This is a genomic window from Paenarthrobacter sp. MSM-2-10-13 (assembly GCF_011605365.1).
Classification (GTDB): Bacteria; Actinomycetota; Actinomycetes; order Actinomycetales; family Micrococcaceae; genus Arthrobacter.
This window is the reverse complement of sequence record NZ_JAAOXO010000004.1, coordinates 166974-192040: the sequence shown is the minus strand read 5'-3', so window position 1 is coordinate 192040 and position 25067 is coordinate 166974. Positions and strand designations below refer to the sequence as shown.

The window sequence follows — 25067 nt, the reverse complement described above, 5'->3', positions numbered from 1 at the left end:
ATGACAAATCGGTGTAGCAATCATGACAATTTGGTGTTGCAACTAAGCCTTTTGCCCGTCAGGGGCAGGTGCTACCTTGTTCAGGACCCGCTTGTGATGCAGCCCGCTAGCGACGCGCCGTGACCTTTTCGAGGTAACCATGAGCTATGTTCTCGCCATCGATGTCGGAACAAGTTTTACCGCCGCAGCCCTTGTCAAGCCCTGCCAAGGACCCACTCCAACCCCTGAAATTCTCTCGCTGGGATTGCATGGCAGTGCCGTGCCCTCGGTGCTGTTTTATGCCGGCGACGGCCGGGTGCTGGTAGGAGAAGCCGCCGAACGTCGCGGTCTGGACGACCCCCAACGCATGGTGCGGGAGTTCAAGCGCCGCATAGGTGACTCCGTTCCCCTCGCTGTGGGCGAAAGCTGGCTGGCACCAGAGGACGTGTACGCCACCATGGCCCGATGGGTGGTGGATAAGGCCCAAGAGCGCGAGGGCACCGCGCCGACGTCGATCATCATGACCCACCCTGCAGCGTGGGGTCAGCACCGCACCTCACTGGTCCTGGCAGCGCTCACCATGGCAGGCCTGCAGGACATCACCCTGATCAGCGAGCCGGAAGCGGCTGCGCTGCACTACGCCTCCCAAACGCGCGTGGAGGACGGCAGCATCATCGCGGTGTACGACCTCGGCGGCGGTACGTTCGACACCGCAATCCTTCGCAAAGCCGGAGCGGGCAACTTTGAGCTATTGGGCCGTCCGGACGGCATTGAAACTCTGGGCGGCGCCGATTTCGACGCCGCCGTCCTGCGCCACGTCATGGGTCACCTTGGCGACGGCCCGGCCATGGACCCGGCCTCTCCCGAGACCTTGGCTGCACTGGCGCGGTTGAGGCGGGAATGCCGGGAAGCCAAGGAGGCACTCTCACTGGACAGCGAAGCCAGCGTGGCCGTATCCCTGCCCGGAACCCAGACGTCGGTGCGGCTGGTCCGTTCCGAATTCGAGGCGATGATCGAGGCCCCTGTCAGGGATACCGTGGACGCCCTCCAACGCAGCCTGAGAACCATCAACCTCCAAGCCCAGGATCTCAGCGCAGTGCTGCTCATCGGCGGGTCTTCCCGGATTCCACTCGTGGCAGAGCTGATTTCCGTGGAACTTGACCGTCCAATCGCCGTTGACGCCGATCCCAAATCGTCTATCTGCCGTGGCGCTGCTGTCGCTGGCCTGCTCTCGCAGGGGGCGGACGCAGTGGATGCCGCGGCAGCCTCGGCCACGGCCGCTTCAGCTCCGGCCGCTGCAGCTTTGCCATCCGGGCCTGTAAAAACAAGCGCGGCGGCTGCGATGCGGAGGCCGCACGTCCCGGGCAGGGCTCCGGCATTCAACCACCCCAAATCCAGTGTGACCACACCAGGCCGGCATGCCCCGCGGCCCCGCGTGCGGATGGCGGCAGCAGCCGCTGCGGCCGCTGCCGCGCTGACCATCGCGACTGCCACGGCGGCCCAAAGCCCCGAAGGCTCAGGACTGCTGGCCACCATGTTCGGCAATCAGGCAGCGGATGTCATGCGCGACGGCGGTGCGCAGGCAGCCGGGGCACAGGCTACCGGCGCCCAAGGCAACGGCGCTGGAGGCGCAGGTGCTTCGGTCCCGGTTGTCGGAGGACTGGCGGGCGGTCTCGAAGCGAGCGCCAGGGCGGGCGTCACGAGGGCTGGATCCAACGGAAAGGCGCCAGCCAAAGGTGCAAACACTCAGGGTACGAACCCCGGGTCAACCAGCGCGGGCACCGGTGGTACAGGAAGCGCCGGGTCCGGCTCCGGAACCACTGCCGGGACGGGAACCGGCGCGGCCGGCACCACCCCACCGGTTGCGCCGGGGGCGTCCACCCCACCGGCTGCACCGGCTCCGGGTACTCAGACGCCGGGTACCCAGGCCCCGGGTACCCAGGCTCCAGGTACCCAGACCCCGCCAGCGACCCCTGCACCTGATCCCACAGGAGGTGCCGCCAGCGGACCGACTCCGCCACCGACCACAACACCGCCAACGACCGAGCCCACCACCCCACCGGTAACAGAACCGACAACACCTCCGAGTACTCCCGCGGACCCAGTGACTCCACCCCCAACGCCGGAACCGACCGTGCCGGCGCCCGAGCCGACGGTGGTCCAAGACCCTCCACCCCCGGCACAGGAACCAATACTGCCGCAAGAGACCACACCGCCGGCCGTCCCTGACCCGGCTCCGTTACCAACGGAAACCAGCCCCGCTGCGGATCCGTCGCTGCTCTCGGCGGTCTAACCCATGACGGGACATGACCATATGCCCGGCCACTATGGTCCCGGCGCAGAAGATCACCCCCTCACAGAGACAACCGATACCTGGGACGCAGCAACGGCACGGTATGCCTTGCTGAAGGAAACTCCACCTGCCCGCACCCGTGCAATGCAAAAAGAGCTGGTGGACAAGACCATTCAGGACGGCCAGCACTTGGGGGAACTGGCCCGTGACCTTGCACGGACGGGTTTCAAGGATCCCCGCGTGGTGGCTGAGCTCGAACGCTGCGCAGATGAAGCGCTGGAAAATGACCCGCGGCTGGCTGCAGAGCTCTACGCCGAAGCTCTTTTGGCCGGGGGTGACGAGGCCGCCAAGGCCGCAAGACGCGCCCAGGCTGCTGCCGCGACTGGTGATTTGGATGCTGCAGGCAGAATCGCGGACAGACTCCTGGCGGTGCCCGAGGCACCGGACCTGCGACTGGGAGTAGACGTAGCCTCGGCGGTCTGGGCGCAGCGCGGAATGCTGTCCCGGAGCGCCGATACTTACAGCTGGCTTGGGCCGAACAGGATCGATGGTTCGGCACCCCTTGCTGCTGTGGCCATGATCGGGACGGGAAATGCCGCGGCCGCCGAAGAGTTTCTGGCAGCTGCTCCGCCGAGCGGTTCTCCGACGCTCCTGGCAGTGGCCTTGTCACTGACCCAGGAGGGTCTCCGCCGAACCTTGGGGCCGGCCCCGGAACTGGCACTGCCTGAGCTCATCCGGGCCTCGGACATGATGAACGCGGCAGGCACAACCATCCCCCTTCCGGAAACACCCGGAGCCTTGGCAGCCTTATGCGCCCTCCACAGCGGGGAGCCGGAGGTGGCGGACACAGTGCTCAAAGCAGCGCTGGCGGCTGGTCAAGGGGGCGATGCGGCGCGACCACGGCTGTTCCTGTTGCGGGCGTGGTCCTCCATGCAACAGGACAACGCCGATGACGCCATCCTGGCCATCAACGAGGCCCTCAAGGCCAACCATTGGTCCTTGGCACCAAGGGATGGGTTCTTGCTTGCGGCACTGGAGGTGGGCCTTGCCCGGCGCGGCAGTGACATGCACGAGCTCGTGCTTGCCTGGGAGAGAGCCCGCGAAGCGATGATGCATGTGTCCGTGGATCTCTTCAGCCTCCTGCCGTGGGGCGAACTCATGATCACCGCGGCCCGGCTTCGGGAATCAAGGAGGGTTGGCCATTACCTGGACAACGCCTGGGAGCTGCTGGGCAGGCTGGGCAAACCGCCCTTGTGGTCCGTTCCATTGCACTGGGCGGCGGTGCAGGCGGCTTTGCTCAGCGAAGACCCCGCCGGACTGGCACCACACGCTGCAGCACTCGTGCGCGCCTCTGAACACAGCCATCTGGCGTCCGTGCTCGCCACAGGCGGCAAGGCGTGGGTCTCCGTCCTGGCAGGCCGATTTGAAGCGTCCGACGTCGAAACAGCGGCCCGTGGGTTGGCCGCCGTCGGGATGCCTTGGGAGGGCGCGCGCTTGGCGGGCCACGCCGCCGCGCACGCGGATGAGCGACGAGACATGGTGAAACTACTGGCGTGCGCCAGGGATATTCATCCCCAAAGTGCAGCACCGCCTGCCGGGGCGGCCCAACGGCCAGAGGACGCGCGCTCTAGCGCTACAGCTCAACCCGTCATGGACTTTGGCAATGGTGGTCCCGGAACTCCCGACACCTCAGGGCTCAGCGCCCGGGAACGTGAAGTCGGCCGACTCATCCTTGAAGGCAAGACCTACCGGGAGATCGGTGAGGCCATCTATATCTCTCCCCGCACGGCGGAGCATCACGTGGCACGTATGCGGCGACGTCTGGGAGCGGAAAACCGTTCGGAGCTCTTGGTCCGCCTACGGCTGGCGTTGGGGGAGGGGTACCCGCCTCCGTAGGCGGCATACCCCTTCACCCCCTAACGGGAAACCCCGCCATCCCCTAACGGTGGGTGACTGGGTAGGGGGACCACCCCCGATGCCCGGACCCCCGGCCCGGCAATACGTTGAATTCAAGCCCGGCAAAGGCGCCGGGCCAACCACACACCACAGAATTTGAGGGAGCACTCCAATGCCTACACTCGCACAACAGCTCGTGCAGTTCCTGATGAGCCTGTTCAATGATCCTGATGCAGCTGAAGAGTTCGTCCGTGATCCGGAAGCTGCGCTCGCTGCAGCGGGTTTGCGTGACGTCTCCTCGGCCGACGTCGACGCCGTTCGTCCGGTTGTCCTGGACTACGCACCCATCAGCGCCCGTTCCTCTTTCGACCGCGAATACAACACTGGCGGCAATCACGCTTCCACCGGTGGCGGGGGTGCCTGGGGTGGCCGCGACGACGATGATCACCCCCACGGTGGCGGCGGCGGACGCCCGGATCATGATGACGACGATCACGGACATGGCGGCCACGGTGGTGGCGGCGGTGGCGGCGGCTGGGGTGGACACGACGACGACGATCACGGACATGGCGGCCACGGTGGTGGCGGGGGCGGCGACCACGGTGGCCACGACGGCGGCGGTCACGGTGGTGGCGGCGGTGGCGGCGACTGGGACGACCACGCACATGCCGTTCAGCAGCTGGTCCACGTGGTGAACAATTACTCCTACACCACCACCATCGACGACCGCGACACCATCACTGACCAGTCGGTGAACCAGAACATCTGGGCCGACGGCGATGTCACGCAACTCTTCAACCAGGACGCTGTGGTGGCCTCCGGCGACGGCGCTATTGCTGCCGGCGACGACGTCAGCAATTCGGGCAACACCACCACGACTACAACCACTACCACCACCGATGACCATTCAACGGATAACTCGGTGAACATTACGGAGTCCGGCGACGGAGATGTTGAAGTAGGCAACACGGACATTGAGGTCAAGGATTCGTTCAACGACAACTCCGATCATTCGGTGACCAAGGACTCCTACAACACCGATGTTGATGTTGATGTGGACATCGAGGACTCGTTCAACACGGACAACTCCGTGGACAACTCGAATAACTCGGTCAACGTCTCGGATTCGTTCAACGACAACTCTGACAACTCGGACAACTCGGATAATTCCGACAACTCCGTCACGGACAACTCCGTGAACGTCACCGATTCGTTCAACGACAACTCCACGGATGTGGACGTCGAAGACGTTCAGCTCATCAACGAATCCATCGTTGTACAGGACAACGAGCTGGAAGTTGATAACTCCACCGACATCGACGTCGAGGACGTGCAGGTCAACTACGACTCCACGGTCATCCAGGACAACGAGCTGGAACTCGAATACACCAACGTCGAGGACAACACCGTCATCGCCGACAACGAACTCGACGTTGAGGTTGAATACAACGACATTGATGATTCGATCGTCGTCGCCAAGAACGATGTGGAAATCGACTAGCACCCGGAAGGTCCAAACGTCGTAAAGAATTTTTGACACAACATTTACGAAAACCCCAGCAGTGCCCGGCAGACGCCATAACGTTTGCCGGGCACTTCGTGGCCTCTTCACTGGAGCGGCGCTGGAAAACAAGGGACAAAGGACAGACGGTGACGGAAACAGGACGCATGACCATCTTGGTGGAACAGGGCATGGCGCTGGCAGGGGACCGGAACGACCTCCGGCGTCGTCTGGAAAATACCCTCACCCGCCTCAGCGATCCCAGTGTCCGTGTGATCGTGGTGGGCGAGTTCAAACAAGGGAAGAGCCAGCTCATCAACGCGCTGGTGAACGCACCTGTCTGCCCGGTGGATGACGACATTGCCACCGCCGTCCCAACAGTTGTGCGGCACGGGGACCCGGCGTCGGCGGTCGTTCTCGTTCCCGCCCAACAAAGCAGCGGACCGGAGGCCGAAGGAGATGCCGGAGGACGCGAAAACGGCTTGGAAAGGCAACCCGTCCACCTGGATCAACTCGCGGAATACGTCTCAGAGAAAGGTAATCCGGGCAACGCGAAGAACATCGTGGCCGCAGAAGTGTCACTGCCCCGGAAGCTGCTGAGCGGTGGACTGACGATCGTCGATTCCCCTGGCGTTGGCGGACTGGGCTCAACACACACACTGACCACGTTGACTGCCTTGCCATCGGCCCACGCCATGGTGTTCGTCTCCGATGCATCGCAGGAATACACCGAACCGGAGATGCGGTTCCTGAGTCAGGCGATGCGCATCAGCCCGAACGTCCTGTGTGTGTTGTCCAAGACAGATCTTTATCCCAGTTGGCGCCAAATCGCTGAGCTGGATCAAAGACACCTGGCCAGCGTCGGGCCCGATATTCCACTCTTTCCAGTGTCCTCGGAGTTGCGGCTCCATGCGGCGCGGCTGCAGGACCAGGAATTGAACGCCGACTCAGGATTTCCCGCGCTGATCGGCCATTTGCGGAACAACATTGTGGGCGGGGCGGCCAGGATGCAACGCAGATCCGTCAGCAACGACCTTTTGTCTGTCACCGAAAACCTTCGGCTTGCTTTGCAGTCGGAACTTGAAGCCTTGGAAAACCCGGCAGGAACACCACAAATGATCGCTGGCCTGAACGCGGCGAAGGAGGACGCGGACTCGCTGCGCAAACGCTCCGCCCGTTGGCAGATCACCCTCAATGACGGCATTGGTGACCTGATCGCCGACCTGGAGTACGACTTGAGGGACAGGCTCCGCCGGATACAACGCGAGGCCGAAACTGCCATTGATCAAGGGGACCCCGGACCCGCGTGGGAGCAGTTCACGCAATGGCTGGAACAGAGCACGGCAGCGGCGGTTTCAGATACCTTCGTGTGGACCAGCGAACGTGCGCAATGGTTGGCCACCCAGGTGGCGGAGCACTTCTCAGAGGAAGTGGTGGCCCTCCCCGCCTTGAAAGTGGCAGACACCGGCGGCGTACTGGACCCTGTAGCCGACATCCAGGAGATGCAGGATGGCAGGCTCGGGCCGCTGCAGAAAGTGCTGATCGGGATGCGCGGGTCCTACGGAGGCGTACTGATGTTCGGCCTCCTGACAGGCATCTTTGGGATGGCCCTTATCAATCCGCTATCGGTTGGGGCCGGCCTGATGCTGGGACGGAAAGCCTATAGGGAAGACAAAGAAGCGCGCCTGAAACAACGCCAGTCCGAAGCGAAGGTGCTGGTACGGAAGCACGTTGATGATGTTGTGTTCCAAGTGGGCAAGCAGCTCAAAGACAGGCTGCGGCTGGTCCAGCGTGCCACACGCGACCATTTCACGGAGATCGCCGAAGAGCACCACCGTTCCCTGACAGAATCCGTTGCGGCCGCACAGAAAGCGGCAGCCACGTACGCGGTTGAGCGGGACATGAGAATCAAAGAGATACGGAACCAGCTCACAGCAGTGGACGCCCTGGCGAAGACCGCGCATCAACTGCACCAAGAGCCACCCGCAACCGACCAGGCCAACAACCTGCCCCAATCCACCACGTCAACGTCGGCGGTCCCGGCAGGATGATGGACTCGGGCATCGCCGGAGCATCTGACCTGCTCCGGCAAGCAAGGGAGATCTTCCGGCACGACGCAGTAGCGCTGGCGGTGGTGGAGGAGCTCGAGGGCAGGCTGGAAGGGCCTTTGCGGGTAGCAGTGGCCGGTATGGTCAAGGCCGGCAAATCCACTCTTCTCAATGCGATCATCGGAGAAGAGATCGCGCCCACCGATGCCGGGGAATGCACACGAATCGTCACCTGGTACCGGTACGGGCATACTCCCAGGATTACGCTTCATCCCATCATCGGGGAGCCGCTTGCGCTCCCGGTTACCCGTGAGGATGGCCGTTTGATCTTCAGCTTGGGCGATGTCCGGCCTGAGGACGTGGAACGCTTGGTGGTGGATTGGCCGGCAGCGAGCCTGAGGGAGCTGACGCTGATCGATACCCCGGGGATCGCCTCGTTGTCCCGGGATGTGTCAGGGCGCTCCGCAGAATTCCTCCTACCCGAGGACGCCCCCATGGCTGCCGATGCTGTCATCTATCTCATGCGGCATCTTCATGCCTCCGATGTCAGGTTCCTCGAGTCCTTTAAGGACACCGCCGCGGGTCAATCCGGGACTGTCAATGCGTTGGCGGTCCTGTCCCGGGCCGACGAGATCGGTGCGGGAAGAATCGACTCCCTCATCTCCGCCGCGGTGATCGCTGATAGATACAGCAGGGACCAGAACCTCAGGCCGCTTGCGCTGGGCGTCGTGCCGGTTGCCGGGCTGCTTGCGCAAAGCTCGCGGACCATGCGCCAAACGGATTTTGAAGCCATGCAGGTGTTGGCGCTGATGGACAGGAACCAGCGGGAAAGGCTGATGCTATCAGCGGACCTCTTTGTCCGGGCCAGCGAACCCGCTGAGCTGACACCGGAAGCCAAAGCGTTCCTCGTGCAAAGATTCGGCCTTTTCGGCATTCGCCTTGGTGTTGCACTGATCCGGGGCGGAATCAGCAACCCCACGGAACTAGCCCATGAGTTGGCACGGCGCAGCGGACTTGGCCAGTTGCTTCAGAATATCGCCTCTTTGTTCCAAACCCGGGCGGACGCACTCAAGACTCGTGCCGCCGTCGTGGGTTTGGAAGCTTTGCTGCGCGGTTCACCGCGGGATACCGTGCTTCCGCTGGAAGCCGGCTTGGAGAGGCTGCAGGCTGGCGCGCACGAGTTCCGGGAGTTGAAACTCCTAGGGACGCTGCGAACGACGGGACTAGGCCTGACCCCGGAGTTGTCTGCGGAAGCCGAGCAGTTGGTAGGCGGCCACGGCAGTACCCCCCAGCTGAGGTTGGGCTTGGATCCCGGGGCAACCCCGGAGCAGATCAGTGAGGCGGCACGGAACGCCTTTAACCGTTGGCGGTTGATCGCGGAAAACCCGCTCACTGAGCCGGCCGCACTGGACGCATGCCGCGTAGTCCTGCGCAGTTGCGAAGGGATGTTGGCCGCAATTCCGGCCGTTCGCTAAGAAAACCGTTCGCTCAGCAGCCAGCTGGTGGTGGATGGGAGAAACAGCAGGATCAGGCCAGCAGCGGCCAGGATGAATTGGGCCGCCAAAAGCACAGTTGTCAGGACGCCATCGGCTCCGGGCGCCACCACGAAGTCGGCGGTGATGACGGTGACCACAGCGTGCAGGAGGACCAGCGGGGCCAAGGCCCAGCGCGCCCAAATGCGGCGTCTAAACAGGGCCGCCAGCAGGGTCGCTTCCATGGCCACCACCAGGGCCAGCATGGCGAGGCTTCCCAGGAACACCACCGCAGTGGCCCCCTCCACTGCATTGGCGTCGCCCTCGGGAACCATGCCTCCGATGACCCCCTTCAAGCGTTCGAAGTGGGAATCACGGCCCAGAAAGCCTGTGGCCACCACGGCTATCCCCGCCACGAAGCTGGCCACCCATAGTGAGCGCGACCATCGCGCTAGTGCGGGAGGTTTGACCACCGCTGCTATGGGCGGGGGCGTGGAAAGTGAAATGCCGGGGCGCGGCGGTGGTGCGGAGGGTGACGCGGGCCCGCTGACTGATGGCGTGGAGGAAGGTGTCTGCCGTGATCCATCAGCTTGCTGGGCCATGTTCCCTACTTCAGCTCGTCCGTATCATGCGGATCCGGCTCGGTACGCTTGACATCGCCGGGTTTGAATCCGTTGTTTTTGGCGTCGCCGCTGCCATCGCCGGGCTTCTCGCCAAGATCGCGTTCCTTGGCTTCCAAGTCCGCTTTGAGCTTTTTCAGGCGATCGTCTTCAGCCTGGTTACGGCGGCGGGTTTCCAGGTTGCGGAGGAATTCGGGGTCGTCATCCGGAGCTGTGGGCTGGCGTCGAACCGGTGCGGCTTTGGGTTTGTTGTAAGGGCGGCCGAAAATGAACCAGAGGATCGCGCCCAGCAGCGGGAGGACGATCATCACAATGATCCACGCGGGTTTGGAGATCCCGCGTGTCTGGTGGCCGTCGGTGCGGATGACGTCCACCAAGGCATAGACAAAGATGACCAATACAATGACGACGCCTACAACCCGGAGCATGCACCAAGTCTAGTCGCCGGAAGCCAATCACTGGACGCCCTCTTGCGGCTGTGATCAGAGTGCAACCATCCGGGCGGCTAAACTTGGATGGTGGCTTTCCTGAAGTATTCCCTCATCCGCCTGGCACTGTTCGTGCCGTTGTTCGTGTTGTTCGCCTTTTTGGGGGTTGGTTGGATCCTGGCTGTGGTGTTCGCCGGTCTGATTGCCTTCGCCATCAGCTACCTCTTCTTCCAAAAACAGCGCGACGCCGCCACTGCGGCCATGCGCGAGCGTTTCTCCGGGCGGGCCAAGCCGATTCGCACCGCGGGTGAGGTTGAAGACGCCGCAGCCGAGGACGGCTTGGTAGAGAAAAACCCGGACATCGCCGTTAACAACGACAAACGCCCGGGCACGGTCTAGAAGTTTTTGTACAGCTAACGCCCCTAAGAGAGCTTCTTGGGGGCGTTAGCTGTACAAAAACTCGTATAAAGGTCTAGAAGCCGCGGCTTAGGATCAGCCCCAGCGAGAACAGCAGGCTGTAGCCGAGGTTGATCATGCCGGTCTGCTTGAGGACCGGGATGAGGCTCTTGCGCTTCTTGCCGTTCACCATCAGCCAGGCAGGCATGAGGCACGCGGGGATCAGCAGCAGGACAATGAGCATCCACGGTTTGGTGGGTGCCAGCACGATCACCAGCAGAATGGCGACGGCCAGCATCAGGACGTAGCTTTCACGGGCATGCCTGTCACCAAGCCGCACAGCAAGGGTGCGCTTTCCTGCTGCCGCATCCGTGGGGATGTCCCTCACGTTGTTGGCCATCAGCAATGCGCAGGCAATGAGCCCGGTGCCGATCGCACCAATCACCGCGGCGAGGCTGACCTGCCCGGCCTGGGTGTAGGTGGTGCCAAGGGTGGCCACAAGACCGAAGAACACGAAGACAAAGACGTCACCCAAGCCCAGGTACCCGTAGGGATTCTTCCCGCCGGTGTATCCCCAAGCTGCCAGGACGCAGCCAATGCCCACCAGGATCAGCCACCACGTCTGGGTAATGATCACCAGGATCAGGCCGCAGATCATCGCCGCCCCGAAGAGCGCGAAGGCTGCCCATTTCACCTGTTCCGGTTTGGCTGCGCCGGAACCCACCAAGCGAAGAGGACCCACCCGGTCCTCGTCCGTCCCGCGGATCCCGTCCGAGTAGTCGTTGGCGTAGTTGACTCCGATTTGAAGCAAGAGAGCCACAAGTGCCGCCAGGATCGCGTTCGGCAGCCGGAAAGCCTGGAGCTCGTACGCCGCTGCCGAACCGATGAGGACCGGCGCAATCGCCGCGGGCAGTGTGCGGAGCCGGGCTCCTTGAATCCATTGTGCAGCTGTCGCCACGTGTAGTACCTCGTGTATTTCGCGGTTGATCTTGAGTCAGGCTCGGGAGGAAGAACGTGTCTATTGTCCCTGATGCAGATTGGAAAGCAGGTCAATCATGGCCATGCGGTCCGGTTTTCCGTTGGGAAGCATCGGCAGTTCCTTCTCGGCCAGCACCGTCTTGGGTGCAAGGACGCCCAGTGCCTCTTCGCGTCGGGCGGTGAATCCCTTCACGCCTTCGGGCGAGGGATCGGTCACGGCAACGTAGGCTGCCACGGCCTGGCCCCATTCGCGCGACGGGACGCCGGTCACGAAAGCCGCGGTGACGCCGTCGAGCTCTTCCAACTTGCCTTGGATGTATGCGGCGGAGGCTTTGACGCCGCCGGTGATGATCACGTCATCGGCGCGGCCCAGAACCGTAAGCTTGCCGTCGTCGGACAGTTCCCCAAGATCCCCGGTGATGTACCAGCGGGTCCCGTCTTCCTCGAAGAACGCAGCCTTTGAAGCCCGGGCAGCATCCATATAGCCTGCCGCCACGGTGTCGCCACCCAGCAGGATGCGGCCTTCCAGTTCGCCCTGGCCGATGCGGACCTCGACGCCGTCCAACGGCTCGCCGTCGTAGACGCACCCACCGCAAGTCTCGGCTGAGCCGTAGGTGGTCACCACCTTGAGTCCCTGCTCCCGGGCAGTGCTGAGGAGTTCAGCCGAAGCGGGTGCGCCGCCCAGCAGAATCGCGTTGAAGCGGCGCAGCACGGCGAGGGTTTCCGGCGCGGGGGAGTGCAACAGCCGCTGCAGTTGCGTGGGCACCAAAGAGGTGAACCGGATCTTGTCCGTGAGTTCCTCGGCCGCAGCGGTGAAGGCCTCAGGGGTGAAGCCGTTCGACTGGTCCATCACCCAAGGACGTGTGCCCGCATAGAGCGAGCGGACCAGCACCTGAACCCCGGCCACATACTGCAGGGGGAGGGCCAGCAGCCACTGGCCTTCGCCGCGGAGGGCCATGGCAGTGGACACGGAGGACGCAGCCAGGGCGTCAATGGTCAGAACGGTGGCTTTGGGCGTCCCCGTGGAGCCGGAGGTGCGGACCACAACGGCTGCCTCTTCGACGCCGGTCTCCACCGGAACCGCTTGCGGCTCGCCGAGTTCGTCCACGACGATTTCGACGGCGGGGCCCTCGCCGTGGAGGGCGGCCATCAGGGCTTTGAGTATGGGATCGATGTCCACCGGGTGTCCTAGAAGTAGTAAGGGAAGTTGGACCAGTCGGGATCGCGCTTCTGGAGGAACGCTTCTTTGCCCTCCACGGCCTCGTCCGTCATGTACGCGAGGCGGGTGGCTTCGCCGGCAAATACCTGCTGCCCGGCGAGGCCGTCGTCTGCCAGGTTGAAGGCAAACTTGAGCATGCGAATGGCCTGCGGAGATTGGCGGGCGATGTCCGCGGCGTATTCCAGGGCCACTTCTTCCAGCCGTTCATGATCCACGGCCTCGTTGACAGCGCCCATCCGGACCATGTCTTCGGCAGAGTATTCGCGGGCCAGGAAGAAGATCTCCCGCGCGGCCTTCTGACCGATTTGGCGGGCCAGCAGCGCAGAGCCGTATCCGGCGTCGAAACTTCCCACGGTGGCGTCGGTCTGCTTGAACTTGCCGTGCTCGCGCGAGGCGATGGTGAGGTCGCTGACCACGTGCAATGAATGGCCACCACCTGCCGCCCAACCGTTCACCACAGCGATCACCACTTTGGGCATAGTCCGCATGAGCCGCTGAACTTCAAGAATGTGGAGGCGGCCGGCGCGGGCGGGGTCTATGGTCTCCTGGGTATCCCCTTCGGCATAGCGGTACCCGTCCCTGCCGCGGATCCGCTGGTCTCCGCCGGAGCAGAACGAGTGGCCGCCGTCTTTGTCCGAGGGGCCGTTACCCGTGAGCAGGACGGTGGCGACGTCGGGTGTCATGCGGGCATGGTCCATGGCGCGGTAGAGCTCGTCCACGGTGCCCGGGCGGAACGCGTTACGGACCTCGGGGCGGTTGAAGGCGATGCGGACCGTGGGGAGGTCCTTGACGGAGCCGTCCGTTGAACGCTCAACCTGCCGGTGATAGGTCATGTCTTTGAAGTCGTCGAAGCCGGAAACGGTGCGCCAGCGTGAGGGGTCAAAGACGTCGGAAACCTTGGCAGGGAGTTGGTTGTTCACACCCTGAGTCTAGTAATGGCCTTAGCTGATGCAGAACTCGTTGCCCTCGGGGTCGGCCATGGTGTGCCATTCGTGGGGTCCTTGGTTGGCGGTCCATAAGTGTTTGGCACCGCGTGCTTCCAGCTGTTTACGCACGTCGTCCTTGTCACGGCCGTCCAGGCGGACGTCCCAATGGACGCGGTTTTTGACGGACTTTTGGTTGGGATCGGCTTGGAAAAGGATCCGCCGGCCGGTCTTGGGGTCTTTGTCCTCGGCGGGCACAATTGCGCAGCCCTCGGCCCACACCAGCTTGCCCTTGTGGGTGATGGTCTGGGCCTCGGTGGCGTGGCCCTGCTCGATCATGGAGCGGATAAAGGCCTCGTCCTGGGGCTCCACGGTCCACTCAAGGGTTTCTGCCCACCAATCGGCGAGTTCGTGGGGCTTCTTGCAGTCGACTACTACCTGGATGTTCAGTGTCATGCCCTCAAGCTATTCCCGACTGCGGGTGGCCGGGTAGGGCCTTGCGGTCAGCTTCCGTCCGGGTTCCCGACTCAGTTGGGTAGGAGTTCGGGGGGAACAGCGTAGATCAGGACAACGGCCATGAGGTTCTTGGCGGCGTGCACAAAGTAGGAGAACATCAGGTTTTTCCCCGTCCACACATAGACCCCCACCAGCACCACGGCCATCCCCAAGTACGGTGCCAACGCGGGCAAAGCAAGCCCTTCGCGGCCCACCACGTGGATGGATGCGAAAACCACTACGGAGATCACGCAGCAGATCCAGATGTTCAGGTACTGCGACAACTTGCCGATCAGGAGGTGACGGAAGAGGTATTCCTCCACGAACGGGCCCAGGATCACCAATAGTGGCACCATCAACCACGCGGGGACCTGTTGCAGCATGCCCTGGATGCCCAGTTGGTTTTCAGAGCTTTGAACGCCTCCGAAGGCCGCCACCAGAAGTGCCGTAAGTATCAGCATCACCACGATGGCGAGCGGCACCATGCCCAGCGTGAACCACGGCCGGGTCCCCAGTATCTTCAGGTCGCGGCCGGCCACACGCCAGGCAGACGCCACGGAGAATATTCCGACGCCGGCATAAAAGATTGCGTTGACGGCAAACGACGCTGTGGCCGGGTTCGCGAAAAGCTGCAGCATCAGGAGGTTGAGCGTCTCACCGGCCAGCAGGAAGTAGGCCGTGAAGCCTACGTAGACGGCAACGGCGAGGCCGTCCAAGGCAGTGAACTTGAACTCAGGTGCCTTGGTGGAAAGAGTGCCCATATGACCAGCCTAGCTTTGCCGGGCGGCCCATGCGTCGCTACAATTTTCGGTATGCCTAACTTTCCGTTTCGGCGCGCCAAAGATGTCCGCCGTTTCGCTGCTGCCCTGACCGCAATCACACTTGCCCTGGGGGTCTCCGCCTGCGGTGGGAATTCCTCGGCCGGAGGCGATGACAAGCCGGTGGTGCTCACAACGTTCACCGTGCTGGCGGACGTTGCAAAAAACGTTGCCGGAGACAAACTGCGCGTAGAGTCCATCACCAAAGCCGGAGCTGAAATCCACGGCTATGAACCGACGCCAGGTGATATTCGGAAAGCCGCCCAAGCCGACCTCATCCTTGACAACGGGCTGAATCTCGAAGCCTGGTTCGCCCAGTTCGTCGAAGACCTTGATGTGCCGCACGTAGTAGTCAGCGATGGTGTGGAGGTCATGCCCATTGCCGAGGACTCCTACCAGGGCAAGCCGAACCCCCATGCATGGATGTCGCCCAAGAACGTTCAGATCTACGCCAACAACATGGCCACGGCTTTCGCCAAGCTGGCTCCTTCCCACGCTGCCGAGTTCGAAGCCAACGCGAAGGCCTACAACACCCAACTTCAGGCCGTGCAGGACGAGATGGTATCCAAACTGTCCGTCCTTTCGGAAAAACAGAGGGCGCTGGTCACCTGCGAAGGCGCATTCTCCTACTTGGCCCGCGACGCAGGCCTCAAAGAGGTGTACATCTGGGCTGTGAACGCGGAGCAGCAGGCCACGCCGCAGCAGATCACGCGGGCCATCGAATTCGTCAAGGAGAACCAGGTTCCGGCCGTTTTCTGTGAATCCACGGTGTCCGACGAACCCATGCAGCAGGTTGTCGGAGCCACCGATGCCAAGTTCGGCGGGGTGCTCTACGTTGATTCCCTCTCTGAAGCGGACGGGCCCGTTCCCACGTACCTGGACCTCATGCGCCATGACGCAAAGGTCATCACCACGGCGCTGACAGGAGGAACCTCATGAGCACACCCACGATCGCTGTTGAGGGCGTCACGGTTCACTACGGTGACGTCCTGGCCCTGGACAAGGCATCCCTCACCTTGGAGCATTCGCGGATCTGCGGATTGGTGGGCATGAATGGCTCCGGCAAGTCCACTCTGTTCAAAGTCATCATGGGCATGGTCAAACCGGATTCCGGCAGGGTGCTCATCAATGGTCAACCTCCGGTGAAAATGCGCAAGGACGCGGGGATCGGCTACGTTCCCCAAAGCGAAGACGTTGACTGGGCATTTCCCCTGTCCGTCCGGGATGTGGTGATGATGGGCCGCTACGGGCACTTGGGATTCACGCGCCGGCCCCGTAAAGCCGACCGGGACGCCGTCGAGCATGCTTTGGAACGCGTGGAGCTGAGCGAGTACGCCGACCGGCAGATCGGTCAATTGTCCGGTGGGCAGAAAAAGCGGGCTTTCGTTGCCCGCGGCATTGCGCAAGGCGCCACCATGATGCTGCTGGACGAGCCGTTCGCGGGCGTGGATAAACGGTCTGAGGCTACTATCACCAGGCTGCTCCGCGAGCTTGCGGACAACGGAGCCACCATCCTCATCTCCACCCATGACCTACACGCCCTGCCCCAACTCTGTGACGAAGCAGTGCTCCTGATGCGCAAGGTGCTCATGCATGGAAGCCCGGACACCGTGCTCCAGCCGGAGAACCTCGCCATGGCCTTCGGCCTCGATGTCATGAACAGGGGCTAAGCCATGGAATTCCTCCTGGAACCCCTCAGCTACGACTTCATGGTCCGGGCCCTGGCAACCACCGCCATCGCTGCGGTGGTATGCGCCGTCCTGAGCTGCTGGCTCGTCCTGATCGGCTGGTCCCTCATGGGCGACGCCGTCTCGCATGCGGTGCTTCCCGGCGTCGTCCTTGCCTACATCGTGGGTGCGCCGTTCGCGCTGGGCGCGTTGGTGTTCGCCCTGATCGCGGTGACGTTGATCGGCGTGGTACGGAATACCAGCCGGGTGAAGGAAGATGCTGCGATCGGCATCGTGTTCACCTCGCTGTTCGCACTGGGCCTGGTGCTGATCTCCGTGACCCCGAGCCAGACCGACCTGAACCACATCATCTTCGGCAACCTCCTGGGTGTCAGTGTTCCGGACCTCATCCAAGTGGTGGTCCTGGGTGTGGTGGCCTTCGCGATCCTGATCCTCAAACGCCGTGACCTCACGCTCTATGCCTTTGACCCCACGCACGCCCACGCGATCGGACTCTCTCCGCGCAGGCTCGGCGCCCTGCTCCTAGGGCTGCTGGCGCTGACCTCCGTGGTTGCCCTTCAGACTGTGGGTGTGGTGCTGGTGGTGGCCATGCTGATCATCCCGGGTGCCACCGCGTACCTGCTGACCGACCGGTTCGCCCGGATGCTGGTGATTGCCCCCGTCATTTCAGTGGTGTGCTCCGTGGCCGGCATCTACCTCAGCTACTATCTGGACACGGCTTCCGGGGCCATGGTGGTCCTTACTCAGGGAGTGGTGTTCGGCTTTGTGTATCTGTTCAGCCCGCGGCAGGGACTGATCGGTACGCGACTGGCCAAAGCCCGCAGGAAGCGGGCCCTCGCCACAGCTACCGCGCGCTGACAGGGGACCGCATCACCGCGATATCGCCATAGGCGTTGCGGGCGCGGATCTCCACTCTGTCCACGGTGTCGCCCGGTCCGTTGGTAGCTTCGAGGGCATTGCGCACACGTCCGTATTTGGTGCTGAGGTCGAGCCACGCGGCAGTGCCTTCAGACACACCCACGGCCAGCGTGCCGGCAGCAGTCTGAACTGTGAGGCTGCCGGCGGCCACTTCGCCCACGGTGACATCGCCGCTGGATGTTTTGACGGTGGTGGAAAGGCCGGCCCGTTCCAGCGAAATGTCGCCGTTGGCTGCGCTAACGCTCAGTTCTCCGGAAGCGTGGGCGATGTACGTATTGCCATTGCCGTTCTTGACGGTGGCAACTCCGTCCAGGTGATGGATGCGGATTTTTCCTGAGCCCGTCTTGATTCGGGACCGGCCCACAGCGTGCTCCACCGTGATGTCTCCCATGTCCGTGTGTGCCCGCAGCTCGCCGCAGTGATCGACGCGGATGTGGCCAAGGTCGGTTTTGAGGTCGGCTGCGCCGAATTCGCCTTCGCAACGGAGGTCTCCCATGGCGGACTTCAGCTCCAGGCTGCTGCCGGTAGGAACCTCCACCGTGATCTCTACAGCGCCGCCGTCGCTGAACCAGCTATGGCGGAACGATGGGTGAAGCCTTACCTGCAGGCGGCCGTCGGAGTAGTCCACGGTGGTCTGCTCGGCCATTTTGACGTCCAGGTTTCGTGTGGCCTTGCGGGGTTGGACCGTCACCTCGGTGTCGTGGCGATCTTGGGCTACCACCTGGATATCGCCGCGGACGGAGACGTCAATGACGACGGCGATTGGCTGGGGGGTCTGGAAGGTTGCCATTAGCGGGCCCATCCTGTGAAGTTTTGCTCGCCGGGTTCGCGGCGTGTGCCTTTCCTGGGCGCGTTGCCGCCGTTCAACGCTTCGGCGATGGTGCGGACCAGCCAGGAGTTCACGGAAAGGCTGTCCCGGCCGGCCGCCTCTTCAACTTGTTGCTTGAGCTGATCCGGAAGCCGGAGCGTGGTGCGCGAGGTACTGGTGCCATCAAAGTCTTCTGGTGCCATGGTGCCTTGGATGGTTTGTTCGATCATGGCCTCGAAGTCCCCGCCGTGCGGATTTGTGACCACGAATTCCGGGTCACGGCCCCGGAGCCTGACTTCCACGGACCCGGGAGCGAGCTCCAAGGTAATCTCGCTGGCGGCATCAGAGAGGGCCTCCAGGAGGATCAGACGGACCGTGGATTCGACAGCGGCAGTGAGGCGTTCGCTGAGGGCGCGAGCCTCCGGGCCGCCAGCCTCGGCGGCGGTCTCCAGCTGGTGCTGCACCGCCGTGATGTACTGGTTTAGCTGCATGACACCATTGTGACGCCATTTTGGTGTCATCACAATGGTATTTCGGAACAACTGACGCCAAGGGGTGTTGCGTCGGCTTGACGCATCCGGCTTCCGCCGTCAGGCTTGAGCAATGAAGTCTTGAGCGCAGCCCCCTCCCAACGGCTGCATCCCGAGTACCCACATGGCTTTCTGCCACCCACTGCGGACTTGCGAGGATTCCTCTTGACTAACCACCTGCACCTTTCCAGCGTTTCCCACGGCTACGGGGACCGCCAACTCCTGAATGCTGTTGACCTGGCCATCCACCACGGCGAACACGTCGCTATTGTCGGCGAAAACGGCGCCGGTAAATCCACCATGCTTCGCTTGCTGGCCGGTGTGGAGACGCCCGACGACGGCACGGCGGGTTTGTCCGGTAACCCCGGCTACCGCGTGGGTTACCTCGCGCAAACCCACGGGTTCTCCGAGTCCCTGACCGTAGGTGACGCCATTGATGCTTCCCTTGGTTCGCTGCGTTCCCTGGAGGCACGTATTGCCGAGCTTGAGTCGGGTTTGGCTGACGCCGATTCGGAGGATTTGGAGCTCTACGGAAGCCTGCAAACGGAGTACCAACTCCGTGAAGGCTACGCTGCCGAATCCCGGGTGGAATCAGCGTTGGACAAGCTGGGGCTGGGAGGCTTGGACCGGCGTCGAACACTGGGGTCTTTGTCCGGCGGCGAGCAGGAGCGGGTAGCGCTGGCCTGTCTTTTGGCCGACCCGGCTGAGGCCTTGCTGCTGGACGAGCCCACCAATCATCTGGATGCGAACGGCACGGCCTGGCTTGAGTCGAGATTGGCGGCGCATCGGGGCACGGTTGTGGTGGTCTCGCACGATCGCGTGCTGCTGCGGAAGGTGGCCAGCACCATCATCGAAGTTGACGCTGACCGGCGGTCCGTAAACCGGTACGGGAACGGATATGAGGGCTACCTCCGCGAAAAGGCGGCCGAGCGTGCCCGCTGGATCCAGGAATACGATCAATGGCTCGACGCCATGGCTGCTGAACGCCACCAGGCTGCCACGGTTGCAGATGGCATGGGCTATGGCCGCAAACGCGACAACGACAAGATGGCGTTCGGATTCAAGACCGGAACCTGGCAAAGCGCCGCGGCCAGTAAGGTCCGTAACGCCCAGGAGCGGCTGCGCAGGCTCGAGGACAACCCGGTGGATCGGCCACCAGTGCCGTTGAAATTGGCAGCACCGTCCCGGGCCGCGGCCGTGGCGGAGATTGCGTCCGCTCCCGCGTTGGAAGCCAGAGGTGTGAGTGTCCCCGGGCGTCTCCAGCCCACCGATCTTAGGGTGGAAACCGGACAGAAAGTGCTCATCACCGGCCCCAACGGCGCTGGCAAGTCCACGCTGCTGTCCGTCCTTGCCCGGACTCTGGAGCCCGCTGCAGGCACTGTGAACGTCAACGGCAAGGTGGGCTATCTGCAACAAGAACTCGAGGTGCCCGCCCGGCCCGGGCTGCGGCTGCTCCCTGCGTTCGCTGCGGGATTGGGCGGCAACATCGACGAACATGCTGAGGGGCTGCTGCGGCTGGGGCTGTTCCGGCCGGCCGAATTCCACGTTCCTGTGGGCGGTTTGTCCGCAGGTCAACAGCGCCGACTTGCCCTTGCCCGGCTCCTCCTGGGTGGATTCGACACCATGATCGTGGACGAGCCAACCAACCATCTGGCCCCGGTGCTGGTGGAGCAGCTGGAAGCGGCTCTTGCTTCCTTTGAGGGCACGGTGGTGATTGTGAGCCACGATCGTGCGCTGGGGGAGTGGTTCGATCGGAGTGCTTCCCACCATGCCCGCCCCGTTGCGGGCACGTGGGTGCGGTACGGAATGCAGGGCGGCGAATTGCAGTAGTCCCCCGGGCGGCTTCCCTGCCGGTGAGCTGTTGGCAAAGAGATGGTTACCGCATGGCCCGAAGGTGGAAACACGGCGTCGAGCGTCCTGAAACAGCGGCAATGGATCATGGAAGGGAACGGCCGAAAGGACTTGTCCCGTGATCATTCAGAATCTCTTCCTGCAGGGCATCTACACCTTTGACGGCGCTGGCCTGGACAAACCGGTGCCCCTCCATGCCGAGCTCTCCCACTTCGTGCCCGATGGCGTTACTAACCAGACGCTCTACTTTCGCGGGGGCAATTCGAGCCCGGAACTGGTCACCGTGGTGCTGATGCGGGACCGCATTCCCATGCGCTATTTCCCCATTGGAGCCAAGAGCGATGTTCATATCCCGCTCAGGGTAGTGGAAGACACCGAGGGCGGATCGGTGATTGAGCTTTTCATCGTGGCTCCCGTGGGAACCAGGGGATATGTGGTGGTGGACCTGGGGATGGTGGAGCACTGATGAGCGTGCTGGTGAAGAAGCGGCTGGTGGTGATCGGCAACGGCACGGCCGGCGCGCGGGCAGTGGAAGAGGTCCTGGCCAGGGGTGGCGCGGATCTTTTCGACATCACGGTGTTCGGCGACGAACCCTATGGGAATTACAACCGGACCAGGCTTGGGCGGGTGCTGTCCGGGAAGGAAAGTGAGGCGGACATACTCATCCATTCCCTGCCCTGGTACCCGGAGAACAACATCACGTTTCATGCAGGGGTCCGGGTGGAACGCATCGACAAGTTCAGCCGGCACGTCTTCGCCGCCGATGGCCGCGTTGTCCAGTACCACCAGTTGATCGTCGCAACCGGCAGCCACCCGTTCCTGCCACCCATGGCCGGGCTCCACACTCCCAGCGGAACCATCCGCAACGGAGTCTTTACCTTCCGAAGCTTGGACGATGCCCGCAGGATGATCACGTTCGCTCAGCAGGAGCACCACCGACGGGCAGCGGTGATTGGCGGGGACTCATTCGCTCTGGAAGCAGCCCGAGGTCTGGAGTCCTGCGGTCTGGAGGTGGAGGTTCTTTCCGGAAGCCGGGTCACCGCGATCCTCGGGGCTGATCGCATCACGGGACTGAGCGTACGCAACGAACCTGATATCGACTGCCACATGGTGGTGGTTTCGGCAGGTATCAGACCGAACGTGGACGTCGCCGTCGTCAGTGGTTTGGCGGTTGAGCGGGGAATCGTGGTGGACGATCACCTGAGGGTGATGGACGAGGACGACATTTACGCAGTAGGTGAGTGTGTCCAGCACCGCGGTGAGGTGTACGGGATGGTGGCGCCCTTGTGGGAGCAGGCCGCCGTGTTGGCCGACCAGATCACGGGCTCGGATCGCAGCTCGATATACCTGGGAACCAGAGCCGCGGCGTAGCCGGAAGACGCCTTATCCGCAGCCACCTGTTGCCTGCGTCACGGGCATTCGCGTTAATCCCGTAAGATAGACGGGTTGCGCGAAGCTTCGGCGTTCTGCGTCCTTTGTCACACTTCGGGCCCTCCAAAGAGGGAAAGATCGAATTTTGTGTGCCAAAGCCGCCTGTGTCCCGGCACTGGCGTAACACCTACAGCAACACCCCAACCCACAAGGAACAGCTGTGCCGCAAAGTACTCCCACAGATCTCCAGAGCCCCAAGGCCTCATCTGCAGCCTCGGACTCCAACCTCAGCGCCGAGGGATATCAGAAGACCCTGAGCCGCCGTCACGTCACCATGATCGCCATGGGTGGCGCTATTGGCGTCGGCCTCTTCATGGGCGCCGGTGGCCGCCTGGCCTCCACCGGCCCGGCCCTGATCTTCTCCTACGCCATTGCCGGCGTCATCGCATACCTGCTGATGCGCGCCCTCGGCGAACTCATCATGTACCGCCAGACCTCCGGCTCGTTCGTAAGCTACGCCGGCGAAATGTTCGGCAAGAAGGGCGCCTTCCTTTCCGGCTGGATGTACTTCATCAACTGGGCCATGACAGGCATTGCTGAGCTGATCGCGATCGGCCTGTACTTCCAGTTCTTCTTCCCCAACGTGCCCATTGAACTGTCCGCCATTGCCGCATTGGTGCTGCTGGTGGCCGTGAACCTGTTCAGCGTCAAGGCGTTCGGCGAATTCGAATTCTGGGCATCCTGCCTCAAGGTCGCGGCAATCGTGATCTTCCTGGCTGTTGGCACATTCATGGTGGTCACCAACGCCAAGGTGGGCGACGGAAACGCGTCTGTGGCCAACCTCTTCCACGAAGACGGTGGCATGTTCCCCAAGGGCGGCCTGGTGATGATCCTGGTCCTCAACGCCGTGATCTTCGCTTACAACGCCATCGAGCTCGTCGGCATTACTGCTGGTGAGATGGAAAACCCGGAACGCGAAGTTCCCAAGGCGATCCGCGCCGTCGTGATCCGTATTGTGGTCTTCTACGTCGGTTCGGTGACGCTGCTGGCTATGCTGCTGCCGTCCGACCAGTACGTGGCAGGCACCTCGCCGTTCGTTACCGTGTTCGGCCAGATGGGCCTCGGCTGGATGGGTGACGTCATGAACATGATCGTCATCACCGCCGCGCTGTCCTCCTGCAACTCGGGCCTGTACTCGATCGGCCGCATCTTCCGCACCATGGCCAACAACGGCCACGCTCCGCAATGGCTCACCAAGATGTCCACACGCCACGTGCCGTACGCGGCCATCCTGGCCATCGGTGGCGTGTACCTGGTGGGAATTCTCCTCAACATCTGGCTGGGCGGCTCGCATGCGTTCGACCTCGCACTGAACACCGCGTCCATCGGCGTGATCTTCACCTGGGGCTCCATTTTCGCGAGCCAGATTGCCCTGCGAAAGAAGCGCGGCAAGGTCTCCAGCCTGCCGATGCCCGGTTCGCCGTGGACCAGCTGGCTCGGCCTCATTGCGCTGCTGGCCATCACCGTGCTGATCGGTTTCGATTCCATGACGGACAAGGAGACCGGCGAGGTCTTCCTCCTGGGCCTGTGGACCCTTGCCACGATCCCGTTCTTCGCCCTGGTGCTGTGGCTCGGGTGGCAGAAGGTCAAGAACAACGAGCCCAAGAGCGAGTTGTTCAGCTAAGGCTCCAAACGCTTTAGACGCTTCAAACGTACGACGGCGCGTGCCTCCTTTCGGGGGCACGCGCCGTTTGCGTTTGCGGACCCGGCGTTGTGAGGCCTGCTTTGCTCGTTATTCCTCGCGCATAGGGTGCAGAGCGGGCCTCGCAACGGGAGGTGTCCGTGTTGTGAGGCCTGCTTTGCTCGTTATTCCTCGCGCATAGGGTGCAGAGCGGGCCTCGCAACGGGAGGTGTTCGTGTTGTGAGGCCTGCTTTGCGTTCTAGCCGAGCTTGGGGATCAACACCGGTGTGTTCTTCTTGTAAGCCTCGTACCCCGCTTCGCCGCCCCAGGTCTTGTCCGCCTTCTTCTCCAGCAGGGGGATGCCACTGACCCTGGTGAGGAGGAGGGCCACGAAGACCGGTGAGATCATGGCAACCCACTGCCAGCCTTGGAGTACTGGGATGGTGACGATCGCAACGCCAATCCAGAGCAGGATTTCGCCAAAGTAGTTCGGGTGCCTGGACTTGGACCACAGCCCAGTGGATATGAACTTGCCCTTGTTGGCGGGGTTGGCCTTGAACCGGCTCTTTTGCAGGTCGGCCACAATTTCGATGGCGAACCCGGCTGCCCACACTAAGAGCCCCACGATGGCCAGCCAGTCCACGGCCACCCGGTTGGTGCTTGTGATGGCCACCCAGGCGGCTGCTGCCGTGAAGACCACCCAGAGTCCCTGCATGGTCCAGACGTTCAGAAAGCGGATGAACGAGGGCTTGATCTCGTCGAATCGATCGTCCTTGCCTGCTTTGTGGATCCGCCGCGACAGGAAGGTGCCCAGGCGGAGTGCCCAAGCGGTCACCATGGCCGCGAGGAGCAGCGAGCGGGCGTCAATTCCGGGTGTGGCAAGCACCAAAAACACTGTGATGGCTACGTAGGTCAGCGAACCGGTGAGGTCGAAGAATTTTTCCGTCTGGGCTTTGAAGGACGGGATGAAGACGATCCATTGAATGATGAAGGCGGCGGCGACTGCTGCCGCAAAGAGTGGAATGCCTGCCAAGACTTGCCCATGCTGGCTTCCTGCCCAAGCGACCAGTGCCCCCAGCAGCACTACCACGGGAAGGGCAATGAGGCCCTTCCTGTCTGAATCCTTCACGGCGTGGTTCCTTTCGCGGTGGGTC

General features: G+C 62.7%; 23 protein-coding genes. 13 read left to right on the top strand and 10 right to left on the bottom strand.

Annotation, left to right across the window (positions count from 1 at the left end; genetic code table 11):
* Positions 1-139 precede the first annotated feature (139 nt).
* The 5 genes from HAV21_RS11500 (at position 140) to HAV21_RS11480 (ending at position 9192) form a co-directional block, all read left to right on the top strand.
* Positions 140-2272, top strand: coding sequence for an Hsp70 family protein (locus tag HAV21_RS11500; RefSeq protein ID WP_166841794.1), 2133 nt, complete (start codon positions 140-142; stop codon positions 2270-2272).
* A 3-nt stretch (positions 2273-2275) separates the two neighbouring features.
* On the top strand, positions 2276-4168 hold the full coding sequence (locus HAV21_RS11495) for a LuxR C-terminal-related transcriptional regulator (protein WP_166841793.1): 1893 nt from the start codon (positions 2276-2278) through the stop codon (positions 4166-4168).
* 172 nt (positions 4169-4340) lie between these two features.
* The gene (locus HAV21_RS11490) at positions 4341-5669 is read left to right on the top strand and encodes an IniB N-terminal domain-containing protein (RefSeq protein ID WP_166841792.1); all 1329 of its coding nucleotides are present in this window, start codon (positions 4341-4343) and stop codon (positions 5667-5669) included.
* Positions 5670-5836: 167 nt separating this feature from the next.
* Positions 5837-7720, top strand: a complete 1884-nt coding sequence (locus tag HAV21_RS11485; RefSeq protein ID WP_208096697.1) for a dynamin family protein — start codon at positions 5837-5839, stop codon at positions 7718-7720.
* The gene (locus HAV21_RS11480; RefSeq protein ID WP_166841790.1) at positions 7717-9192 is read left to right on the top strand and encodes a dynamin family protein; all 1476 of its coding nucleotides are present in this window, start codon (positions 7717-7719) and stop codon (positions 9190-9192) included. Before HAV21_RS11485 ends, HAV21_RS11480 begins: the two co-directional genes overlap by 4 nt.
* Here the strand turns inward: HAV21_RS11480 and HAV21_RS11475 are convergent.
* Both HAV21_RS11475 and HAV21_RS11470 read right to left on the bottom strand, forming a co-directional pair.
* On the bottom strand, positions 9189-9791 hold the full coding sequence (locus tag HAV21_RS11475; RefSeq protein ID WP_166841789.1) for a hypothetical protein: 603 nt from the start codon (positions 9789-9791) through the stop codon (positions 9189-9191). The genes HAV21_RS11480 and HAV21_RS11475 overlap by 4 nt on opposite strands.
* Before the next feature lie 5 nt (positions 9792-9796).
* Positions 9797-10237, bottom strand: coding sequence for a PLD nuclease N-terminal domain-containing protein (locus HAV21_RS11470; protein WP_166841788.1), 441 nt, complete (start codon positions 10235-10237; stop codon positions 9797-9799).
* A gap of 87 nt (positions 10238-10324) precedes the next feature.
* Here HAV21_RS11470 and HAV21_RS11465 point away from each other — a divergent pair, with 87 nt between their 5' ends.
* Positions 10325-10636, top strand: coding sequence for a DUF4229 domain-containing protein (locus HAV21_RS11465; protein ID WP_062071864.1), 312 nt, complete (start codon positions 10325-10327; stop codon positions 10634-10636).
* A gap of 73 nt (positions 10637-10709) precedes the next feature.
* Here the strand turns inward: HAV21_RS11465 and HAV21_RS11460 are convergent, their stop codons facing one another.
* The 5 genes from HAV21_RS11460 to HAV21_RS11440 all read right to left on the bottom strand — a co-directional run bounded on the left by HAV21_RS11460 (position 10710) and on the right by HAV21_RS11440 (position 15009).
* Positions 10710-11591 carry a 1,4-dihydroxy-2-naphthoate polyprenyltransferase gene (locus tag HAV21_RS11460; protein WP_142938108.1) on the bottom strand — a complete coding sequence of 294 codons (882 nt, stop codon included), beginning with the start codon at positions 11589-11591 and terminating at the stop codon, positions 10710-10712.
* A gap of 60 nt (positions 11592-11651) precedes the next feature.
* Positions 11652-12791, bottom strand: a complete 1140-nt coding sequence (locus HAV21_RS11455; protein WP_166841787.1) for an AMP-binding protein — start codon at positions 12789-12791, stop codon at positions 11652-11654.
* A gap of 8 nt (positions 12792-12799) precedes the next feature.
* The gene (locus HAV21_RS11450) at positions 12800-13750 is read right to left on the bottom strand and encodes a 1,4-dihydroxy-2-naphthoyl-CoA synthase (RefSeq protein WP_166841786.1); all 951 of its coding nucleotides are present in this window, start codon (positions 13748-13750) and stop codon (positions 12800-12802) included.
* Positions 13751-13771: 21 nt separating this feature from the next.
* On the bottom strand, positions 13772-14209 hold the full coding sequence (locus HAV21_RS11445; protein ID WP_166841785.1) for a VOC family protein: 438 nt from the start codon (positions 14207-14209) through the stop codon (positions 13772-13774).
* A 71-nt stretch (positions 14210-14280) separates the two neighbouring features.
* Complete coding sequence (locus tag HAV21_RS11440) at positions 14281-15009, bottom strand: CPBP family intramembrane glutamic endopeptidase (RefSeq protein ID WP_166841784.1); 729 nt, start codon at positions 15007-15009, stop codon at positions 14281-14283.
* A 51-nt stretch (positions 15010-15060) separates the two neighbouring features.
* Between HAV21_RS11440 and HAV21_RS11435 the strand changes: the two genes are divergently transcribed.
* The 3 genes from HAV21_RS11435 to HAV21_RS11425 are packed head-to-tail and all read left to right on the top strand — an operon-like array spanning position 15061 to position 17612.
* Positions 15061-16005, top strand: a complete 945-nt coding sequence (locus HAV21_RS11435; protein ID WP_166841783.1) for a metal ABC transporter substrate-binding protein — start codon at positions 15061-15063, stop codon at positions 16003-16005.
* Positions 16002-16736 carry a metal ABC transporter ATP-binding protein gene (locus HAV21_RS11430; protein ID WP_142938114.1) on the top strand — a complete coding sequence of 245 codons (735 nt, stop codon included), beginning with the start codon at positions 16002-16004 and terminating at the stop codon, positions 16734-16736. The genes HAV21_RS11435 and HAV21_RS11430 overlap by 4 nt, the downstream gene beginning before the upstream one ends.
* A gap of 3 nt (positions 16737-16739) precedes the next feature.
* Positions 16740-17612, top strand: coding sequence for a metal ABC transporter permease (locus HAV21_RS11425; RefSeq protein WP_142938115.1), 873 nt, complete (start codon positions 16740-16742; stop codon positions 17610-17612).
* On the opposite strand, the gene HAV21_RS11420 is transcribed toward HAV21_RS11425, so the two are convergent.
* Together HAV21_RS11420 and HAV21_RS11415 are read right to left on the bottom strand one after the other, a co-directional pair.
* A complete protein-coding gene (locus HAV21_RS11420) occupies positions 17599-18462 on the bottom strand; it encodes a DUF4097 family beta strand repeat-containing protein (protein ID WP_142938116.1) in 864 nt (287 codons plus the stop codon). The genes HAV21_RS11425 and HAV21_RS11420 overlap by 14 nt on opposite strands.
* On the bottom strand, positions 18462-18971 hold the full coding sequence (locus HAV21_RS11415) for a histidine kinase (protein ID WP_142938117.1): 510 nt from the start codon (positions 18969-18971) through the stop codon (positions 18462-18464). Before HAV21_RS11415 ends, HAV21_RS11420 begins: the two co-directional genes overlap by 1 nt.
* 204 nt (positions 18972-19175) lie before the next feature.
* Here HAV21_RS11415 and HAV21_RS11410 point away from each other — a divergent pair, with 204 nt between their 5' ends.
* From HAV21_RS11410 to HAV21_RS11395, 4 genes are all read left to right on the top strand, one after another.
* Complete coding sequence (locus HAV21_RS11410; protein ID WP_166841782.1) at positions 19176-20840, top strand: ABC-F family ATP-binding cassette domain-containing protein; 1665 nt, start codon at positions 19176-19178, stop codon at positions 20838-20840.
* A 139-nt stretch (positions 20841-20979) separates the two neighbouring features.
* The gene (locus HAV21_RS11405) at positions 20980-21327 is read left to right on the top strand and encodes a molybdopterin oxidoreductase (RefSeq protein ID WP_166841781.1); all 348 of its coding nucleotides are present in this window, start codon (positions 20980-20982) and stop codon (positions 21325-21327) included.
* Positions 21327-22232, top strand: a complete 906-nt coding sequence (locus HAV21_RS11400; protein WP_208096695.1) for an FAD-dependent oxidoreductase — start codon at positions 21327-21329, stop codon at positions 22230-22232. Before HAV21_RS11405 ends, HAV21_RS11400 begins: the two co-directional genes overlap by 1 nt.
* Before the next feature lie 220 nt (positions 22233-22452).
* Positions 22453-23916, top strand: coding sequence for an amino acid permease (locus HAV21_RS11395; RefSeq protein ID WP_166841780.1), 1464 nt, complete (start codon positions 22453-22455; stop codon positions 23914-23916).
* 256 nt (positions 23917-24172) lie between these two features.
* Here HAV21_RS11395 and HAV21_RS11390 read toward each other — a convergent pair whose 3' ends face one another.
* Positions 24173-25042 (bottom strand): DUF1295 domain-containing protein, encoded by an 870-nt coding sequence (locus HAV21_RS11390; RefSeq protein ID WP_142938121.1) that lies wholly within the window; start codon positions 25040-25042, stop codon positions 24173-24175.
* Positions 25043-25067 lie beyond the last annotated feature (25 nt).

What these genes read in the sequence shown, in the direction of transcription:
- HAV21_RS11420 (WP_142938116.1), bottom strand. Translation starts at nt 18,462, where the DNA reads ATGGCAACCTTCCAGACCCCCCAGCCAATCGCCGTCGTCATTGACGTC.
- HAV21_RS11445 (WP_166841785.1), bottom strand. Translation starts at nt 14,209, where the DNA reads ATGACACTGAACATCCAGGTAGTAGTCGACTGCAAGAAGCCCCACGAA.
- HAV21_RS11490 (WP_166841792.1), top strand. Translation starts at nt 4,341, where the DNA reads ATGCCTACACTCGCACAACAGCTCGTGCAGTTCCTGATGAGCCTGTTC.
- HAV21_RS11415 (WP_142938117.1), bottom strand. Translation starts at nt 18,971, where the DNA reads ATGCAGCTAAACCAGTACATCACGGCGGTGCAGCACCAGCTGGAGACC.
- HAV21_RS11470 (WP_166841788.1), bottom strand. Translation starts at nt 10,237, where the DNA reads ATGCTCCGGGTTGTAGGCGTCGTCATTGTATTGGTCATCTTTGTCTAT.
- HAV21_RS11485 (WP_208096697.1), top strand. Translation starts at nt 5,837, where the DNA reads ATGACCATCTTGGTGGAACAGGGCATGGCGCTGGCAGGGGACCGGAAC.
- HAV21_RS11430 (WP_142938114.1), top strand. Translation starts at nt 16,002, where the DNA reads ATGAGCACACCCACGATCGCTGTTGAGGGCGTCACGGTTCACTACGGT.
- HAV21_RS11435 (WP_166841783.1), top strand. Translation starts at nt 15,061, where the DNA reads ATGCCTAACTTTCCGTTTCGGCGCGCCAAAGATGTCCGCCGTTTCGCT.
- HAV21_RS11440 (WP_166841784.1), bottom strand. Translation starts at nt 15,009, where the DNA reads ATGGGCACTCTTTCCACCAAGGCACCTGAGTTCAAGTTCACTGCCTTG.
- HAV21_RS11425 (WP_142938115.1), top strand. Translation starts at nt 16,740, where the DNA reads ATGGAATTCCTCCTGGAACCCCTCAGCTACGACTTCATGGTCCGGGCC.
- HAV21_RS11475 (WP_166841789.1), bottom strand. Translation starts at nt 9,791, where the DNA reads ATGGCCCAGCAAGCTGATGGATCACGGCAGACACCTTCCTCCACGCCA.
- HAV21_RS11480 (WP_166841790.1), top strand. Translation starts at nt 7,717, where the DNA reads ATGATGGACTCGGGCATCGCCGGAGCATCTGACCTGCTCCGGCAAGCA.
- HAV21_RS11400 (WP_208096695.1), top strand. Translation starts at nt 21,327, where the DNA reads ATGAGCGTGCTGGTGAAGAAGCGGCTGGTGGTGATCGGCAACGGCACG.
- HAV21_RS11495 (WP_166841793.1), top strand. Translation starts at nt 2,276, where the DNA reads ATGACGGGACATGACCATATGCCCGGCCACTATGGTCCCGGCGCAGAA.
- HAV21_RS11465 (WP_062071864.1), top strand. Translation starts at nt 10,325, where the DNA reads ATGGTGGCTTTCCTGAAGTATTCCCTCATCCGCCTGGCACTGTTCGTG.
- HAV21_RS11500 (WP_166841794.1), top strand. Translation starts at nt 140, where the DNA reads ATGAGCTATGTTCTCGCCATCGATGTCGGAACAAGTTTTACCGCCGCA.